General features: G+C 52.8%; 16 protein-coding genes. 2 read left to right on the top strand and 14 right to left on the bottom strand.

Features of this window, described 5'->3' with window-relative positions; translation table 11 throughout:
• Positions 1-13 precede the first annotated feature (13 nt).
• From PAT9B_RS27620 to PAT9B_RS27585, 8 genes are read right to left on the bottom strand one after another with little or no spacing between them, the layout of a single operon-like run.
• Positions 14-1,684 carry an AMP-binding protein gene (locus PAT9B_RS27620; RefSeq protein ID WP_013512580.1) on the bottom strand — a complete coding sequence of 557 codons (1,671 nt, stop codon included), beginning with the start codon at positions 1,682-1,684 and terminating at the stop codon, positions 14-16.
• On the bottom strand, positions 1,665-2,930 hold the full coding sequence (locus tag PAT9B_RS27615) for an MSMEG_0569 family flavin-dependent oxidoreductase (RefSeq protein WP_013512579.1): 1,266 nt from the start codon (positions 2,928-2,930) through the stop codon (positions 1,665-1,667). The genes PAT9B_RS27620 and PAT9B_RS27615 overlap by 20 nt, the downstream gene beginning before the upstream one ends.
• Positions 2,931-2,947: 17 nt before the next feature.
• Positions 2,948-3,238, bottom strand: a complete 291-nt coding sequence (locus PAT9B_RS27610; protein WP_013512578.1) for an MSMEG_0570 family nitrogen starvation response protein — start codon at positions 3,236-3,238, stop codon at positions 2,948-2,950.
• A gap of 14 nt (positions 3,239-3,252) precedes the next feature.
• Positions 3,253-4,212, bottom strand: coding sequence for a sll0787 family AIR synthase-like protein (locus tag PAT9B_RS27605; protein WP_013512577.1), 960 nt, complete (start codon positions 4,210-4,212; stop codon positions 3,253-3,255).
• The gene (locus PAT9B_RS27600) at positions 4,209-4,772 is read right to left on the bottom strand and encodes an MSMEG_0567/Sll0786 family nitrogen starvation N-acetyltransferase (RefSeq protein ID WP_013512576.1); all 564 of its coding nucleotides are present in this window, start codon (positions 4,770-4,772) and stop codon (positions 4,209-4,211) included. Before PAT9B_RS27600 ends, PAT9B_RS27605 begins: the two co-directional genes overlap by 4 nt.
• Positions 4,773-4,782: 10 nt before the next feature.
• The gene (locus tag PAT9B_RS27595; RefSeq protein WP_013512575.1) at positions 4,783-5,892 is read right to left on the bottom strand and encodes an MSMEG_0568 family radical SAM protein; all 1,110 of its coding nucleotides are present in this window, start codon (positions 5,890-5,892) and stop codon (positions 4,783-4,785) included.
• Positions 5,852-6,853 carry a Nit6803 family nitrilase gene (locus tag PAT9B_RS27590; protein WP_013512574.1) on the bottom strand — a complete coding sequence of 334 codons (1,002 nt, stop codon included), beginning with the start codon at positions 6,851-6,853 and terminating at the stop codon, positions 5,852-5,854. Before PAT9B_RS27590 ends, PAT9B_RS27595 begins: the two co-directional genes overlap by 41 nt.
• Positions 6,854-6,866: 13 nt before the next feature.
• On the bottom strand, positions 6,867-7,349 hold the full coding sequence (locus tag PAT9B_RS27585; protein WP_013512573.1) for an MSMEG_0572/Sll0783 family nitrogen starvation response protein: 483 nt from the start codon (positions 7,347-7,349) through the stop codon (positions 6,867-6,869).
• A 368-nt stretch (positions 7,350-7,717) separates the two neighbouring features.
• On the opposite strand from PAT9B_RS27585, the gene PAT9B_RS27580 reads away from it, so the two are divergent.
• Positions 7,718-9,118, top strand: coding sequence for a PLP-dependent aminotransferase family protein (locus PAT9B_RS27580; protein ID WP_013512572.1), 1,401 nt, complete (start codon positions 7,718-7,720; stop codon positions 9,116-9,118).
• A gap of 196 nt (positions 9,119-9,314) precedes the next feature.
• Here the strand turns inward: PAT9B_RS27580 and PAT9B_RS27575 are convergent, their stop codons facing one another.
• From PAT9B_RS27575 to PAT9B_RS27555, 4 genes are all read right to left on the bottom strand, one after another.
• On the bottom strand, positions 9,315-9,923 hold the full coding sequence (locus tag PAT9B_RS27575; RefSeq protein ID WP_013512570.1) for a TetR/AcrR family transcriptional regulator: 609 nt from the start codon (positions 9,921-9,923) through the stop codon (positions 9,315-9,317).
• Between the two features lie 128 nt (positions 9,924-10,051).
• Positions 10,052-11,035 carry a ParB family protein gene (locus tag PAT9B_RS27570; RefSeq protein ID WP_013512569.1) on the bottom strand — a complete coding sequence of 328 codons (984 nt, stop codon included), beginning with the start codon at positions 11,033-11,035 and terminating at the stop codon, positions 10,052-10,054.
• Positions 11,032-12,240 (bottom strand): AAA family ATPase, encoded by a 1,209-nt coding sequence (locus PAT9B_RS27565; protein WP_013512568.1) that lies wholly within the window; start codon positions 12,238-12,240, stop codon positions 11,032-11,034. Before PAT9B_RS27565 ends, PAT9B_RS27570 begins: the two co-directional genes overlap by 4 nt.
• Positions 12,241-13,604: 1,364 nt before the next feature.
• Entirely contained in the window at positions 13,605-14,624 is a 1,020-nt protein-coding gene (locus tag PAT9B_RS27555; RefSeq protein ID WP_013512567.1) for a RepB family plasmid replication initiator protein, read from the bottom strand.
• 1,120 nt (positions 14,625-15,744) lie between these two features.
• Here PAT9B_RS27555 and PAT9B_RS27550 point away from each other — a divergent pair.
• The gene (locus PAT9B_RS27550) at positions 15,745-16,188 is read left to right on the top strand and encodes a GNAT family N-acetyltransferase (RefSeq protein WP_223300541.1); all 444 of its coding nucleotides are present in this window, start codon (positions 15,745-15,747) and stop codon (positions 16,186-16,188) included.
• 120 nt (positions 16,189-16,308) lie between these two features.
• Here the strand turns inward: PAT9B_RS27550 and PAT9B_RS27545 are convergent, their stop codons facing one another.
• Positions 16,309-17,220: an aminotransferase class IV gene (locus PAT9B_RS27545; protein ID WP_013512564.1), complete on the bottom strand. Its 912-nt coding sequence runs from the start codon at positions 17,218-17,220 to the stop codon at positions 16,309-16,311.
• Positions 17,221-17,235: 15 nt separating this feature from the next.
• Positions 17,236-18,015, bottom strand: a complete 780-nt coding sequence (locus PAT9B_RS27540; RefSeq protein ID WP_013512563.1) for an amino acid ABC transporter ATP-binding protein — start codon at positions 18,013-18,015, stop codon at positions 17,236-17,238.

Below are 18,015 nucleotides of genomic sequence, written 5' to 3'. Positions count from 1 at the left end.
GCATCCCGGTACTTCAGGCTGACAACATCCGGCGTAGATACTTTCCCGAAAAGGTCTTCGGTAATGAACGCCGGAAATGAATTTTCCTTGGCAAGGCAAACCGGCCACACCGACTCACCAACCGCTCGCGTATCTGCTTCTTCAGCACCCCTTCTTGCTGCTCACTTAACCCCTCAGTGACAACAAACAAGGCCACCATTTCACCCAGCAGATGATGGGGCGTGCGGGTTGCTACCACTTCAATAATGCCCGCGATACCTGTCAGTGCATGCTCCACCTCGGCGGTTGCCAGACGTTTACCGCCGATGTTGATCACATCATCCATCCGTCCCTGAATAATGATTTTATCGTTCAGCCGCACCGCACAATCATGTGTGGCGTAAAGCCACTGCTCACCCTGGCGCAGCCAGTAACGTTGATCGTGTTGGGTATCGTCCTGCCAGAGCGTCGACATTCCTCCCGGCCCAAGCGTGCCCTTCACCACCAGCATTCCCGCCTGGCCGGGTGCACAAAATTCACCACTGGTGGGATCAACAATATCCACCGCGCGAGTAAATACCGGTGCTAAACCGCTGTCCGTTCCCGCCAGCAGCGGCCAGCCGGATTCGGTCTGCCAGTAGTGATTTTCACACGCAACACCCATTCCACGGCTCACCCAGGCGTGGGTCGCATGATCCAGCGGTTCGCCAGCAAGATAAAGAGCACGCAGCGTGGCCAGACTGGCACGGGGTTTTCCCTGCTGTCGCGCGAGGCGAATCGCACCAGCGATGGTCAGCATGCGGGTGATCCCCAGCTCCTCGACCATCTGCCACCAACGTTCTCCTGGTGTATTTACCGTACCGGCCTCGCACATCACCGTGGTGATCCCCGCCAGTAACGGTGCGTAAATACCGTAGCTGTGACCCGTGACCCAACCCACGTCCGCCGTGGTAAAGAAGATTTCATCATCCTGAACATCGAACAGATGTCGGAAACTGGCCAGCAAAGCCACCGCGTAACCGCCAGTATCCCGCACAATCCCTTTCGGTGCCCCGGTGGTGCCGGAGGTAAACAATAAATGTGAAGGCTGGGATGCTTCCAGCCAGACACAAGGCACTACGCAGCCATTATGCTGTGCCAGGGCCTGAGAGAAGTCCGGAGAGTGAATATCCGCCACACGCAGGGTCGGGCTGGAGGCCGGGATCGCCGGTAGCGCCTGACGACCACGCACCTCGCTACTGTGCAGCAGCAACGAGGGTTGGCAGGCAACGACACGCTGCGCCAGCGCCTCGCTGGTCACGCCCGAATAGACCACCACATGCACCGCCCCTAATCGGGCACAGGCCAGCATGGCAACCGCTGCCATCGGCGTCATCGGCAGCGCAATCATCACCCGATCCCCCTGGCGAATGCCCCAGCTGATCATCAGGTGACTGAGCGCATTCACCTGCTGCCACAATTCACGGTAGCTGAGTCGGTGCGTCTCTCCGCGGAAGTCACGCTGGATAATCGCACAGCGATCGCCTTTCTGGGCCAAATGACGATCCACGGCGTTATAGCTCAGATTGGTGCGACCCGCAGGGAACCAGCGGCAGCGCGGACCGCCGTCAATGTCCTCAACCACGGCGCTGAAGTCCCGTTGCCAGTGAAGGCGCTGTGCTTCCTGCTGCCAGAAAGTCGTGTCATTAACGCTGATCGTGGACATAAACGCCCTCCGCAGGGGTTGCTCGCAGCGAGTGCCGGACAATGGATTCTGCCAGCCAGGCCGCATCCTCCCCTACGCCCTCAAAGCGGCCAGAGCCCCACGTCCACAACCACGGCAGGCCGAGGAAATAGAGACCCGGCTGGACCGACACCCCACGGCTATGCCGGGGATAGCCGCTTTCATTAAACGCCGGTGCTTCGATCCAACTGAAATCGGTGTGAAATCCGACTGCCCAGATAATGGCGGAGATGGGGTTCAGATCGATGCGGGTGGCGGCAGATGCGGGTTGCCACACGGGCTGATAACGCGCTTCTTCCGGTGCCTCAATGCCCTGCTCCGCAATCCAGACATCAATGCTGTCTTTAATTTTTTGCGCGGTCGCATCCGCACCGTCGAGATTCTTTTGCAGATCATCGGCGGTCAGTAACATGCCGTCACGGTAACCCAACAAACGGCCATACAGTTGCATGCCCTGTAAGGCGAAGGCGCGCAAGTCGATATCGCGTCCCCCGTCACGTCCGGTGACATAGTGGTTGGTCTTGCGTCGCGCATCTTCGCCGAGTGGATGATCATCCACCGTCAGGCGGTAATGCCCCATATCATCCAGCCAGTCCACCACATCTCGCCCGCGATAAAAACGTGCCACGCGCGGTGCACTCCCGACACACAAATGAACGCGGCGACCGGCCAGATGCAGGTCTTCGGCAATTTGCGCACCAGATTGCGCTGAACCGACCACCAGCACCTCCCCTGCCGGCAGTTGCTGTGCCGATTTATAGTTGGCGGAGTGTACCTGCGTGATATGCGCGGGCAGTTCTCCGGCAATGGGCGGAAAGCGTGGACGATGGTAGTTACCCACAGCAATCACCACCTGATCGGCGGTAAATTCGCCAGCCGAGGTGTGGAGCAGGAAACCGCTGTCGGTTTTTACCACCCGCAGTACGTTAACCCCTTCACGCAATGGTGCGTCAAAGCTGCGTGCATAACGTTCGACATAATCGACAATCTCATCACGCAGCATAAAGCCGTGCGGATCGTCTCCGTCATAGGGAAAACCGGGGAGTTTGCATTGCCAGTTGGGTGTCACCAGACAAAAATTGTCCCAGCGCTGCTCACGCCACGCCCAGGCCAGGCGGTGACGTTCCAGCACCATATGGCGGATATTTTTTTGCGTCAGGCTCCAGCTCATGGCGAGACCAGCCTGCCCGCCGCCAATAATGACGACAGGATAATGATTGTTGTTCATCGTATTCTCGCTGGTTATCAGACCGGGACGGGGGTGATTTTTTCTACAATGACCTGCTGCTGCGCACTGAATTGCCGCGCTTTTTGCACAATCACCGCCGACTGATCCTGAGCACTGGAACAGAAATAGCCGAATTTCGCTTTTACCCGCTCACTGGCCTCGTCCAGGGCACGGGTGCTAAGAGTGACAAACTCCTCCAGCGCGTAGGGATGATTCACCTCGAGGTGCTTCTCAATCGCGGTGGACGGGGAGTAGCAGGTGTCTTTGCTGCCGTCAGGCCAGCAAACAACAAAATGCATGGCAGGCATGGTGTGTTCCTCTGTTAGCAGGTCATCCCGGTCAGGGATTGTTGAGTGAGATCCCAGTAGCAGGCGTGCTGCTGCCGGAAATGCATGATGAGTTTTCTCGTCGGCGTGAAACGCCCCACCGCTGCACAGGCGATGTCATACCGGGCAAAGCGTTGTTGCACCGCGGCGCGATGCGCATCGTCCACCGCCAGCAAAAAACCAAAGCTGGGAAAAGCGCACAACCACTGCTCAAGCCCGACGTCGTCAGGTATCGGGATCTGTTCCAGCGCCAGCTCAGCGCCGAGGTCACAGCTTTCCAGCATCATCACCAATGTCCCGGCCAGACCCGCCTGGCTGATGTCTTTCGCTGCCCGGATTAACCCGGCTTCTGCCAGTTCGGGCAGCAATGACCAAGCCTGACGCAGTGCCGCAGGTGCCGCCTCGGTGGCCGCATCCCAGTTGTAACCCGGAGGATGCCAGCGCCCGCGAAGATTGATCGCCACCATCAGCGTCTGACCCGATTGCACCGCAAAGCTACTGAGCGGCGCGCGTGTTTCACCCAAAATGGCCACCGCCAACTGGGGCTGATCGCTACGCAGATTGGTATGCCCACCGACGATCGGCACCTGATACGCACGTGAAGCCGCCGCCATGCCTTGTAAAATTTGTTCCGCATGGGGCAACGTGTCATCCCACAATGCGTTCACCACCGCCAGCGGCCGCCCGCCCATTGCCGCGATGTCGCTCAGATTCACCATCACTCCACACCACCCCGCAAACCAGGGGTCATCCGCCACAAAGCGGTTAATGAATCCTTCCATCGCCAGCAATTTGTAGCCATTACCGTCAGGGATCAGGGCACAATCGTCACCATTCGGATTGGGGTTCGGCCAGGCCTCCTGCAGTTGTTTTGCCACCTGCTGAATATCGCGCTTGTGTGCGATACCGCTGAAGGTCTGTAGGCGCTCAATCAGCGCCGGTAAACTCAGGCTCATACCGTTACCCCCGTCAAAAATGCCGGTATCTCCGCAACCCGCCTGCGTGTCGCTGTGCTAATCACCATGCCGCTGAGCGGGTCGTGACAGGGCGGGTAACAATTGAGATCGGCCTGCATGTGCGCATGCCGTACACCGCGCAATTCCAGCCAGTCCAGCGTGTGCCAGTGCATACGGCGAAACAACGGTTCGTTTTGGTGTTGCACCTGCGCATAAAATTCACGGCACCCAAGCGCATGCGCGCTGCATACTGCCAGCCGGATCAGCGTCGGGCCGAGTTGCCCCTGCCGACGATAAGCGCTATCCACCGCCAGACGCGATCCCTGCCAGATACCGGGAGCCGTCTCATGAATGCGCACCGTACCGACCACCGCATCGTGCCAACCACCGACACTACCCAGCGCCACCAACAGGCGGGCATGGCGATCGATATCATCCAGATCATGCCCAACAAACAGCCCCTGTTCCTGGCAGAAGACCCGCTGGCGCAGCGCATAAGCCTGCTGCCGTTCCCACGGCAGCGTGACCCACTTGATGGTGTAACCCGCGTACTCGTTCATTATTCACTCCTCACGCCATCGCCTGCTCAAAGCTGGAAAGTGACGAGCAGGCACCGCAACGACCGCAGCCTGCTTTGATATCACTGGAGCGCAAGCGAGCCTGACTCAGCATCTGCCCCAGAGGTTGCAGGATGGAGGACATAAACTGGCTATCGGGCGCAGGATGGTGCTCCAGTGGCGTGCCGCTGATCGGCACAAACGGTACAACAAACGGATACACGCCAAGGTCGATCAAGGTCTCCGACAGCGACAAAATCGCCCGGGGCGTATCGCCCAATCCAGCCAGGATATAGGTACTGACCTGACCGCGACCAAATACCGCCACCGCGTCGGCAAACGCCTCAAGGTACTGATCAACGCTGACCTGCGCTTTGCCCGGCATAATGCGGGCGCGCACTGCCGGGGTTACCGCTTCCAGGTGCATGCCCAGCGCATCAATTCCGGCGTCTTTCAGGCGTTGAAACCACTTTGCATCACCGGGGGGTTCGCACTGGCCCTGCAAGGGCAAATCCACCGCAGCTTTAATTGCCAGTGCGCTTTCCATCAGGATGCGCGCACCGCGATCGCTGCCGGAGGGTGTACCAGTGGTCATCACCATATGCTTCACCCCATCCAACTCAACCGCCGCTTTTGCCACTTCAGCCAGTTGTGCCGGGGTTTTGCGCGCAATGGTGCTGCCCGCCGCCAGCGACTGGCCGATGGCGCAGAACTGACAGGCTTTCGCGCGATTTTCATAACGAATGCAGGTTTGCAGCACGGTGGTCGCCAGTACATCGGTGCCGTGCAGCGTGGCAATCTGCGAATAGGGAATGCCTTCCGCCGTCTGCCGTTCATAAAAGCGGGGCTTGTGGGCGATGCTGATCTCTCGCACCGGAATGAGGTTGTTGTAGAGCCGGGTCGCACCAGACGCCTCATGCTTCACCTGCCACGGCGATTGACGGGCGGAATGGGTGTAGATCGGCACCATTACCGTCACGCCATCAATGTTCATCGCCTGATGATCAGACGGCCCGGCACCACCATGACGACTGACATGATCCTGCTGCGGGTTGATGACATTGACCCCCTGGGTCAGTAGCTCAGTGATCAGCTGCTGGCGAGTAGACGGAACGTTCTGCATCGCGCTCTCCTCCGGTTGCGGGTTCATCATCACGTGCGATCACATAGCGGGCGGGGGTCGCGTCCAGACGCAGGCTCAATAATTCCGGGCGCGCGTAATGCCCTACGGAATCCATCATGCGTTTGCGTTTGGTGATTAACGCCATATCCAGATCGGCAATCAGAATGCCTTCACCTTCCGTCAGCGGCGGCACCAGATGGCGTCCTTCCGGCGAAATGATGGCGGTATTGCAGCCACCCCGTAGCCCCTTCTGCAACGCCGGGTCTGTGGTAAGTTCGTTGATCTGCGCCTCGGTCAGCCAGCCGGTGGCATTGATAACAAAGCAGCCGGACTCCAGCGCGTGGTGACGGATAGTGACGTCCATCTGCTCGGCGAAGATCGGCCCCACCAGTGAGCCAGGAAACTGGCTGCAATGGATCTCCTCGTGCTGGGTCATCAGGCTGTAGCGCGCCAGCGGGTTGTAATGCTCCCAGCAGGCCAGCGCCCCCACACGCCCTACCGCGGTGTCGACCACTTTCAGCCCGGCACCATCACCCTGCCCCCAGATCATCCGTTCATGGTAGGTCGGGGTAATTTTGCGGCGCTTGAGCACCAGCTCGCCGCTGGCATCAAACACCAGTTGGGTGTTGTATAGCGTGCCGTGATCGCGTTCATTGACGCCCAACACCACCACCATGTTGCGCAGGCGAGCGCGCTCTCCGACGGCATGGGTGATCGGCCCGGGGACCACCACCGCCTGGTCGTAAAGTTTCAGGTGGGCAGCACCGGCGGTCATCGCGGGCGTGATAAACGAGAAATAAGGGTAATAGGGTACAAAGGTCTCGGGGAAAACGATGATCTCTGCGCCCTGCTCTGCCGCTTGATCAATTGCCTCCAGCACCCGGGCCAGCGTTTTGCTGGCCTCATGGAGATCTGGCGCAATCTGGGCTGCGGCGGCACGGATAATGCGTGATCCAGCCATAGCGCGCCTCCGCTTACATCGTCCAGGTATCGATAATCACCGCGTTGTCACGCACGTGCAGCAGTTTCAGATCCAGAACGTCGAGCGGATTGATGGGACGCACGCCCTCCAGCAGCGAGGGTTCACCATGGCCGTAGAGTGCCTGTAGCGCGAAGCGGCAGGCGTAAACCTTGCCACCTTCCGACATGAATTTGTTCAGCTGGTTAGCGTAGTTTTGGTGCCCCGGAAAGGCTTCCGCGCCGATGGTGGGAAAACCGCGCTGTACGCCGAGCAGCACACCCGGGCCATACAGCAGAATGGAGGTTTCGAAGCCTTTGCGTTGCAAACGGGTCGCCTGCAACATATTGACGAAACCGATGGAGCCTTCAAATGCGACGGTATGAAAGGTCACCAACGCTTTCTGGCCCGGTTCCGCTTTTACGTCCTCAAAAACCTTCTCTTCGTAATCAACAAAGAAATCTCCCGTCTGGTGGGCAGGTAACGTTACTTTTGGCATAGCACTTTTCTCCCAGTCTTTATCAGGGGGGAGCCGCGCTCCCCGTTATGGCACATCCGCAGGTGATGCAGGGAGAGTGGAGCAAGGTGCGTGCCAGCAGCCGATCGCAGGGATGCAATCAAGATCCCATCAACTGCTCAAGTTATGAGCTAAAAAATTTTTAAACCCTCTGAATGACACGGGATTAGCCGGTGTCCAGTGCAGAACCATGCTGATTTTTGCACCAGATTGATGCCAATTCGCACCAAAAATGCACACAATAAAAATCATCATGCAATCATTAATGCAATCAATGATAAAGGTGATTGCAGAATAACCTCTACCAGGCAATAGTGATGCTTTCTTCTCCATCGGTCTGGATTGACTTCATGCTTACTAAACTCGTTAGCCGTTGGCATCACCATCTGAGTCAGCACACACAACGTCCGGCTTATTTGTTGATTGCGGACATCATTGCTGATGGCATTAACAGCGGCGAGTTTCAACCGCGTGATCGCCTGCCCCCTCTGCGCGAACTGGCGGTCCAGCTCTCCCTGAATTACACCACCGTCACACGTGGCTATGCCGAAGCCACCCGGCGCGGGTTGATTGACTCACGCCGGGGACTGGGCAGTTATATTCGTGGAAAAGTGCCTGCGGTACCGTTGAGTGGTGGCAGTAGTTATGAAATGACCATGAACTCACCGATTGAGCCCGGGGAAGAGCTGGCGCAGGCCATCAGGCAGGGAGCCATCAACCTCTTTACCCAGAAAAATATCCTCGGCCTGTTACGTTATCAGGACTTTGGCGGCCAGGCCGATGATAAAGCGATGGCAAAAGTCTGGCTGGAAAAGCAACTGCCCGCGGTGAATAGCGATGAAATTCTAATCGCACCAGGCATTCATAGCGCGCTGGTGGGATTGTTGACACTGTTGTGCCGCAAAGGTGGTAGCGTGTGCGTGAGCGATTTAATTTATCCCGGCCTGAAAGCCATCGCCAGCCAGCTGAATATTACGTTGCAATCCTTGCCCTGTGATGAAGATGGTCCGCTGCCGCGGGTGTTCGAACACCAGTGCCAGACCGGTAACATCAGCGCCTTGTATATCAATCCCACCATCCAGAATCCCACCACCTTAACCCTGCCGTTGCGGCGACGCGAAGCACTGGCTGATGTGGCGGCACGTTACAGCATCCCGGTGATTGAAGATGAAGCCTATGCGGCTCTGGCGACCCACCACATTGCATCATTCAGTGAACTGATCCCGGAGCTCACCTGGTACATCACCGGTATGTCAAAATGCTTTGGTCCGGGGCTGCGTACCGCCTTTATCAAAGGCCCGGGTAAACACCAGACGCAGTTACTGGCGGGGGCGTTACGCGCCTTAAATGTGATGGCCAGCCCGATCACTAACGCGCTGGCTGCGCAGTGGATCAACGACGGCACCGCAGACCGGGTGTTGCAATCGGTGCGCGCAGAATCAGTGATCCGCCAGAAAATGGCGTCGGAGATCCTGAAGGAATTTACGTTCCGCGCCACGCCACAGGGGTTCCACCTCTGGTTACTGTTGCCGCGCCATTTCGACTGGAATCCGGCTGAAATGGCGGTGCGTTTGCGCGAACTGGGGGTTAGCGCAGTCTCAAGTGCCGCCTTCTGTACCGATAATAATCCCCCTGACGCACTGCGTATTTGCCTCGGCGGTTCCTGGTCCCGTGAGATGTGCGCGGAGAACCTGCAAACCATCGCTCATGTCATGCGTAATCCGCTGCATTTTGGCAGCGTGATTCTGTGATGTCTGGAACCTCAGGTCATCGGCCACAGATCCGAATACGGCATGCACAACCGTAGCTGGTCGGCCGGAAAACGCCGTTTATAAAACCGGCCTCTGTCTGTCCAGCCGCAGGTAACGGTATCGCCCTCCGTTTCCAGGACCACCATCACTTTTCGTCTTCTCTGGCGGCGAACCAACGCACCGGGCATCAACATGCTCACCTCTGTCCTGCACGGGTCAGCACGGATTGAAGAATAAATTGGTTACTTTTTCTCAGCACGCTGATATCAGGCCTGATTTTGCCGTAAACACGCATGCCCTCCAGCAGCATAAAAATACATTCCGCCATCACCTCTGCTGGTTCATCGGAACGAAATACCCCCGTCTCCTGCCCTTTGCGCAGGATGTTGCATAAACGCGCCACTATGCCGCGAAACTTATACTCAACCCGGCTCCTGACTTCATCATCACCCGGCAGCAACTCGCAGGCCGCCGCGATGGTAAAGCATCCCTTTTCGCCCTCTGGCCCGGATGAAAACAGCGCAACAAACTCCAACGTTTCCCTCAGAGCAACCTCCGGTGCCAGCTCCTCATCACGTTGTTCACCGCGCACCAGCCCGGCGTCCATATATTGCTGGAGCGCGGCAAGATAGATCGAACGTTTATCCGGATAGAGTTTGTAAATGCTGGCACTCGCCAGCCCTGATGCCTGCATTAAATCGGCCATCGAAGTCGATCGATAGCCTTTCTGCCAGAAGCACTCCAGTGCTGAGTTGAGGAAAACGTGAGGGTCAAACTCTCTGGGTCTGCCTGGGCCTGGTTTCATGATTGCATCGCTGTAGGTGAGTGTTGCGATAATTGTAGATCAGTCAATCTACAATTAAAAACAAAAAAACCGCAAGCGGGTAAAGCTGTAGCGGTACGGTACTTCACCCGCTACAGGGAAAACGGTTGTTAAGCGTTCTTATCCGCGACCATTTTTTCTGTCACCGCGCGGATCGCTGCATCAAGCTCCGCCTGAAATTCGGCAGAAATACGGGAAAACTCATACGTCACCAGCCGTTTTTCCGTATCGACCTTTTTACGGGCAAATTGTTTCTTGTCCTTAAACACCACCAGATTTTCTGCAGACGCTTTTTTGCCAGGTTTAGGTGTCTTCAGACGGCTGCTTTCAGCACGGAAAAAACCAATGATTTTGGATTTTGTCACCGGGTCATCGAACTCGGTTTCATCCTGTTTTTCGATGCGCTGGCGCACCCCTGCCACAATGTCAGCAATATCCAGCTTTTTGCTTTTGGCTTTCTCCGCAACATCGAGCAAAAACTGGTAATCGGCGATCGCGAGATCGCTGACAGATGGGAAAACTGCGATCATCTCTTCCGGCACGGCGGCGGCCTGGAAGGCACGCGTAATTTTTGCGGCAGAGATACCTTCTGATTTCGCAATTTCCGCCTGGCTCATATCACCGGGATACATCAGTTCAAGGCGTTTACCCAGCTCACGCAAGGTGTGTTCTTTGGCGGTCTGGATGTCCACTGCCAGCTGGCGCGCATCCGCCAGATCCAGCTCATCTTTGGTCACCAGAACTTCGAACGGCGTCCCGTTGTACAGACAAGCCGCACGGCGGCGCGATCCATCGAGTATTTCAATACGGTCATCGACTTCCCGTCCGATAGCCGGGAAGAATTGTTGCAGCGTAATGGTGCGGGAGATATCCGCCACCGACTCTGGCGTGAGCAGTGACTGATCGCGCCCGTTGACGGAAGAATCAATATACGTCTGCGCGTCAATATCGTCGTGCAGCACTTTGGTGAGGACAAAGCGGGCTTCTTTGCCAGATTTGAGGACGAATACTCGGGTGCCTTCGCTTTCACTCAGCATTTTAGAGAAATTCGAGTTCCCCAATGTACGGCCCATTTTCTTCATGACTTTGGTCATTTGATACCCCTCACAAATTCGATCCTTTTGAATACCGCCTGTGTAAATCGCTCCGCTTCACGCTTGGCATTTTTAAGCGCTTCCGCGCTGCCCGGATAGGATTGTGGGTCAGCACTTACTATCGTGTCGAAGGTTTCACCACAACGCTCGAATCCATCAAGGCGTGGCAAAGTGGCATCGAGGATGTAGGATGTGAATACGTCGCGCGCCAGACCATGTGTCATCTCATGATCACGTTTGGTGGTCATTTTTGACATGAATCCGATGTTGCCCTTGATGCGCGGGTTAATGCCCTCCTCTTCCAGTTGCTCCAGCATTTCTGGCAGACGCGTCAGGTATTTTAAGGTCGAGTGAAAATCAACCTGCGCGGGAGGCGTGGGGGTGAGTAGCAAATCACTCGCCGCAATCGCATTCAACATAAAGGCATCCAGGTGCGGCCCGGTATCAACGAAGATGAAATCGTAATCATCGCCAACACGGTCAATGATATTGCGGCGCAGCACTTCAGAAGGTAACAAACCAGGCAAATGCTCGTGAACTAACTCATTCCACTGGCTGGCGACAAAGCCATCGTCGATAGAAGCCGGGATGATATCGACACCAGGAATGATGGTTGGCTGGATGATGTCCTTATGTAGCTGCTCGGCATCCAAATCGTTCAACATCGCCTGAGCCGCTGTCTCCATAATGGAACCGATACTGTTGGTATGGTTCAGAAACATCGTGCTGGAGGCTTGTGGGTCGAGATCGATCACAAGGTTACGCAGGTCATACTGCAACAGGTCAGGATGCACACGAAGCCCATGGGCAAGCGTTACCGTGCTGACCGTTTTAGATACACCGCCCTTCAGGTTCACCACAAAGATAACGAACGGTCCCTTGCCTGCATGAATGTCGCGATACTTAGGCACCTTACGGTGTGCATAAATATCAACAACATCTTGCACGGTGAGCGCGTAATGCCTGGCATTACCGGCATCTTTCTTGCCAAACTCGTGACCCGCCGCTTCCATTTCGTCGATTGCCTGTTCAACAGCACGGCGGCTGAGCTTGGGCATATTGGCCACAGAGTTTCGGGTAAAGGTCTGATAGTAACGGTCAAGTCCAAATTCATGACGCTTATCGATGATGTCGTCACTCATACTGCGCAGCATTGCGTTAGCCCTGCGGGCAGTCTCGTCCACGCCACCATAGTTACTCTTCATCCCATTACTCCATTGGCAAAATTTTCCCTAAGTGTACATGGCAATTTGCTACGTGCAACATTTTTCGTTTTTCAGGAAAAAGTTGTACAGCCCATCAGTGCCCGTTCATCTCCTGAGCAATACCTCCAGGTAAGTGGTTGTGCAGCAAGCGGCTACGGTTTCAGGCTTCACTTGTGATCCTGTCACCTGTTGGATGAATAGTTGGGCACAGGTTTCCGGTTGTATGCTGAATATCGCACCTTAAGGAAAAATTCGGGGCAATTAAATTGAATGAAAAGCAGGCTATTTAGCGTCAACACTATATAAATTTCATATAGATAGATGACACCACCCTCGTACCGGCCTCCTTTGTATAACTTAAAAGGGTTATCGGTCGTATGCCGGAATATCCAAAGTGACAGGATCACAATATGGATCCTTTCAGCGATCTTCCTGGTAATCGCGTAGAGTTCGCCCAAAGGTTTCCAGTCGTATGCAGGACATTGGCATTTGTGCGCCCTTGTTCATTGATAACTAAGCGATCTGGCAAATTGTGAGCAGGATCACTCTTATTCTGGTCCTTAAAGGTTATCAGTCGTATGCAAAACTGACTTCTTCATATAGATCAATCAGCTCTCGAGCTTTTGAACTTTTCAGGTTTCCAGTCGTATGCAAAAAGTTATCTGTCATATGCCGTGAATCACCATGGTTGGCAGTCGTATGCCGATCGTTTCCGTACAATCTTTGATCATCAAAGGTTGGCGGTTATATGCAAAAGGTTTCCTGTCATATGCTGAAAGCAGATCGGTAATCGCCTGAGCGTTTGAAGTTTAAACACAATGTTGGTGGGCAGGTTATTCGTGCGGCAGAAAGGTTATCTGTCGTATGCCAAAAGTTTCCCGTCGTATGCTGGTTATGCAGGTTGATTCAAACACAGTAACGTCTTGTTATTTGTCAGATGAAGCATGGAAAGTTTGCAGTCATATGCAAAAGGTTATCCGTCATATGCTGATAGTGCTGCACGGGCTGATTCCTTGCTTTAACGCGACATGCTGTATTTTTTAATTTAAATCATATTATTAACGTCATCATGACTGGCTTTATTGTGGAAAGGTTGGCAGTCGTATGCCAATGCCGTATTGAAGGCTCTTCTGAACAGCTAAAAGTTATCGGTCATATGCTTCAGAGCAGTGTATGGGGGCAAAGGTTATCGGTCATATGCAGATTTGCGAGCGAATGCGCAACAAATTGCAGTTCAGAAGGATGGCAGGCAGTAGAGAAAGGCAGCTAAAACAGACAGATCCCATTCATAACTCTATGAATGGGATGATAAAAATAGAAAGGTTAGCCGTAGTATGCTGGCGAAGTTATCGCTGAGATGCCACTCATTTTGAATCGAGGCTAATCAGGATCTTGGCAATCTCTTCCTCACTGAAGCCAGAATCTTTGAGTTTACTGATTTTAGCGATCATCGCCTCATCAACGATCTGAGGTTCATCCTCAGCACTCCTGTCGAGTTTCAACGACTTATCCGGGATCAGGTTTGGATTACGCTTAGTGATGTTGAAATAGACCGATCGACCCCGCTTGGTTTCGGTGTATTCGAGATAATTGATTTCCTTTAGCTCTTCCAGCGCCTTACGCACAATGTGGTTTTGGTAAGCGATACGCGATTTGAGCCTCAGACGCTCTCTGAGACGTTTCATCGAGACCGGTGCCGGATTGCGGGGGAGACTCTCGATAAACGTATAGAGGGCCTGTGCAGACTCTTTACGGGGCAAATGGTCGATGGCTTTGAGGCGCAGGTACACCTTGTAATCCATCTGATAGAGATCCGCCAGCCGATGGTCGCCCTCAATTTCGACTTCATTTTTTGCCATGTTGTAATGCGCGCTGTTCACCAAACCCGTCGTCAAAGAACCGGTGTCATTACGGAACTGGATAGTCACACCACGCAGGCGCATCAGTGAGTCATCGATACGCTTCTTCATGTCTTTGTTCGAACGTTTTGAGTCAAACCCGCAGTTCTGCAAAAACTTAGTAAACGGCAATTTTAACTTACCGGCAAAGGTACCGTTATCATAGATCGAACGAATGATCCCCAACCAGACACGAAAATCAGTTGCCATATCAAGGCGTTCTGAGCGGATCGAGATATCTTTATACCCTTCCCTTTTCACCACTTCCAAATGGTAAAGATCCTCAGTCGCATCCACTGTAGACTTAACCGTGTTGACTGAGCTTTTCGCTTTCGCATGATCGGTATTGGGAACGAAAAGACCCAGCCGCATCAATGCTACAGGCTGCACCGTTGCTGCTGCCGAAGGATTTAAGTGGACAACTTCGCCCGTTTTCTTATTAACTTCCTCGGTCATGCTATCTAAGTCATTGACTTTCTTAGCCATAAACAGGGTCCATTTATCAACAGTTAATTTTGCCACCGCATATGACCGATAACCTTACCAGCATATAAGCGGAAATCAAAGTGCACCTGACAGATAACCCTTTGCATATGACCAGAAACTTTTAGCATCCAACCGGAAACCTTTTGCATATGACTGATAACTCAGATCTTAACTTTGACCAGAGATACCAAGGCCTGTAGCGATCCGGGGATCGTTTTGGCTTTTATGGGATCGATATAAGATCGTATTAAGATCAGATTATTGGATCTACCCTGTGAATAATGTGAATAAGTCAGAAGAGAAAATTGCGATTGAGCGGATAACCTTATAACAAGGTGATGATGATGCTTCACCATTGCTCACTCCTCAGGCTTCTGCTCATCTCTGGTGAAATGATGCCATCATTCTCATGTTCAAATTGCTGTTCCTGAAGAATGCGCTAACTGAAAACCCAAGCATGATTAACATTTAAGACATTGATTTATATTAGTTTAAATTATAAATTTCAAACTGAAATTCCCACGAATAAGTACTAATAATCAAGTTAAGAATCGGTAATCCTGGACAAAAGATCCATATCACAGGGCAGCATTGGTGTTAAGGTGAAGGCTGAACACGGTATTATCCTGCAAAAGACTATTTATAAAATTCGGCAATAGTCCAATAAACCCTAACCCCCTACCCTTCCAGGCTACTCAAGAATATTGGCATCTCTACGCAAAAATTCGCAAGGTAAGAGCCTGTAATCCTCTCAGAATTCGCGTAGCTACGTCTGTAAATTTACACCCAGAATAATAATCATATAAAACATTGATTTATATAGATAAAAATAAAATATTATCGGTATAATAAATACCCATTGTACCTTTTTCATTTCTCGCTATGCATGCAGGTCATGTAATGGAATCCAAACAACTAAAACAAAAGTATACTTTCCATCGATGTTAGATGTGAGTAAGCGTGACTTTATGGCATGAAGTTACCCTTAAGAAAAACCGACATATCTCATTGTTATGTAATCATTTTTTGTAAAAATTTCAATTTGAAATTCCCTGGGTTTCAAACCATCATCATTCAATTGAGTGAATCAGAAACTCATCGCAGACGTACCAAGAGGAGCATGATGGACATCAATATTCGTCGGATAACTGAGAGTGATTATCTGAACTGGCTGGCATTATGGAATGCCTATCTGGATTTTGCGGGTGCGGTATTAGAAGACGGTATTACGGAACATACCTGCCAGAGAATAGTTTCTCCGCATGCCCCCCTACTCTGCTGGGTTGCCGAAGTTGACGAGACTCTGGCTGGTTTTGCGATTGCGGTGCTACACGAAGGAGCATGGGTTAAGCAACCTGTCTGCTATCTCGAGGACCTGTTTGTTGCGGAACATCTAAGAGGGTCTGGTGCCGGACGTGCAATCCTCGAGAAAATTCGCATCGAAGCTAAAAATGCTGGCTGGTCGCGAGTTTACTGGCTAACACGAGAAAACAGCCATGCGCGGCATTTGTATGACAAAGTCGCAACGGTTGGTGATTTTGTCCGATATACCATGAAAATTTAAGGCGTGATCCGGAAGGATGTCGGAGGTTACTGAAGAAGTTCACAGATGAAGCATAAAGGATGCTTGTCAGGTTCCCGGGGCGGGACGGTTTCCTTCCCAAGAACCTGGCTAACAACAAGGTTAAACGCCGTTGTCCAGATAAGCCTGATACCACTCATTTAGCTGTAAAGTGATGTGATTGCGGTTTAAATCAAATTCCCTGCCATCGAGTTTTCTAACCGGTGTGATGCCTGCAAGTGTTCCTGTGACAAACGCCTCATCAGCAGTCAGTGCCTGAGCCAGGGTAAATGGTTTTTCATGAACACGAATCCCATGCTGGCTCGCCAAATCGATCAGAGTCTGCCGTGTAATGCCGTTAAAACAATAAAGACCGGTTGATGTCCACAACTTCCCCTGACGAACAATAAAAAAGTTAGTGGAATTGCAACTGGCGACAAATCCATGAGGATCGAGCATCAGTGCTTCGTCTGCACCTGCATCCAGTGCCTGTAATAACGCCTGAATGAGATTCAGGCGGCTGTGTGAGTTCAGGCGTAAATCAAACACATCAGGCGTACTGGTCCGGTATGTCGCGGTAAAGAGTGCCAGACCGCGCTTCTTAGCTTCACTATCCACCACTTTGAATTCAGCAACGCAAACAACGGTGGCTCCACCAATAATAAAACGAGGGTCTTGATTCGGTGTACGCTTCTTACCCCGGGTAACCATCAGACGCAAATGTGCACCATCGGTCATGCCGTTCACCGCCAGCGTCTGGTACATGATGGCAGTGATTTCTTCGCGGCTGTGTCCAATGTCTAACTGAATCGCTGCGGCACCGGCGTACAGGCGATCAAGATGGCTCTGCAATGCAATAAGTTTGCCCTTTACCAGCCGCAATCCTTCCCATACGCCATCTCCGCAGACATAACCAGAATCGAAAATTGATACTGTTGCATTGTCACGATGCACAAACTCACCATTAACATAAACCTGAACGTTGTCATTTCTCGGGTCATGCAAATAGGCTTGACTGCTTTGACTTGCACTCATCACTCTTCCTTTTGTTTAAAATGATCGTTCGGTAAAACGCGCGAGGAATTCACGGGTGCGTGATTGGCGTGGGTATTTTAAAACTTCATCCGGGGTACCCATTTCGTGAATCACACCGTTCTCAATGAAGATCACCCGATTGGCAAAATGCCAGGCAAACCCAAGTTCATGGGTCACCAACAGTAAGGTCCGGCCTTCATCCGCCAGTTCACGGATGGTGTGCAATACCTCACCGACCAGTTCAGGATCCAGAGAGGAGGTTGGTTCATCAAACAGCATGATTTCTGGCGTCATGGCTAAAGCCCGCGCAATGGCTACGCGTTGTTGCTGGCCACCTGACAGGCTGCCGGGCCAGGCCTGTTGTTTCTGACCGAGACCGACTTTTTCCAGTTCGCGTTGAGCGATCAGTGTTGCCGCATCTCGTCGCATTTTTTTAACTGAAATCAGGGCTTCAGTGACGTTATCCAGCACAGTGAGATGCGGAAAAAGGTTGAACTGCTGAAACACCATCCCCACACGTTCACGCACCTGGCATAACTGCTTCTCGCTGTAGGTACGTTGATGGTTTTTATTGTTGGTCCCCAGCACCACGCCATCAAGTTCAATGGTGCCAGCGTCAGGAATCTCCATAAAATTAAGGCAACGCAGCAACGTACTTTTCCCTGAACCGCTACCGCCGATGATGGCAATTTTTTCCCCTGGATAGATATCAAGATCTATTCCTTTTAATACCGGCTGATCGCCGAACTGCTTTTGCAGCCCACGAATACGCATCACGGGTTGTTTATCTGACAT

The sequence above is a fragment of the Pantoea sp. At-9b genome (assembly GCF_000175935.2).
GTDB lineage: Bacteria > Pseudomonadota > Gammaproteobacteria > Enterobacterales > Enterobacteriaceae > Pantoea.
The sequence above is the reverse complement of the archived record's forward strand: the minus strand, read 5'-3'. Positions and strand labels throughout refer to the sequence as shown.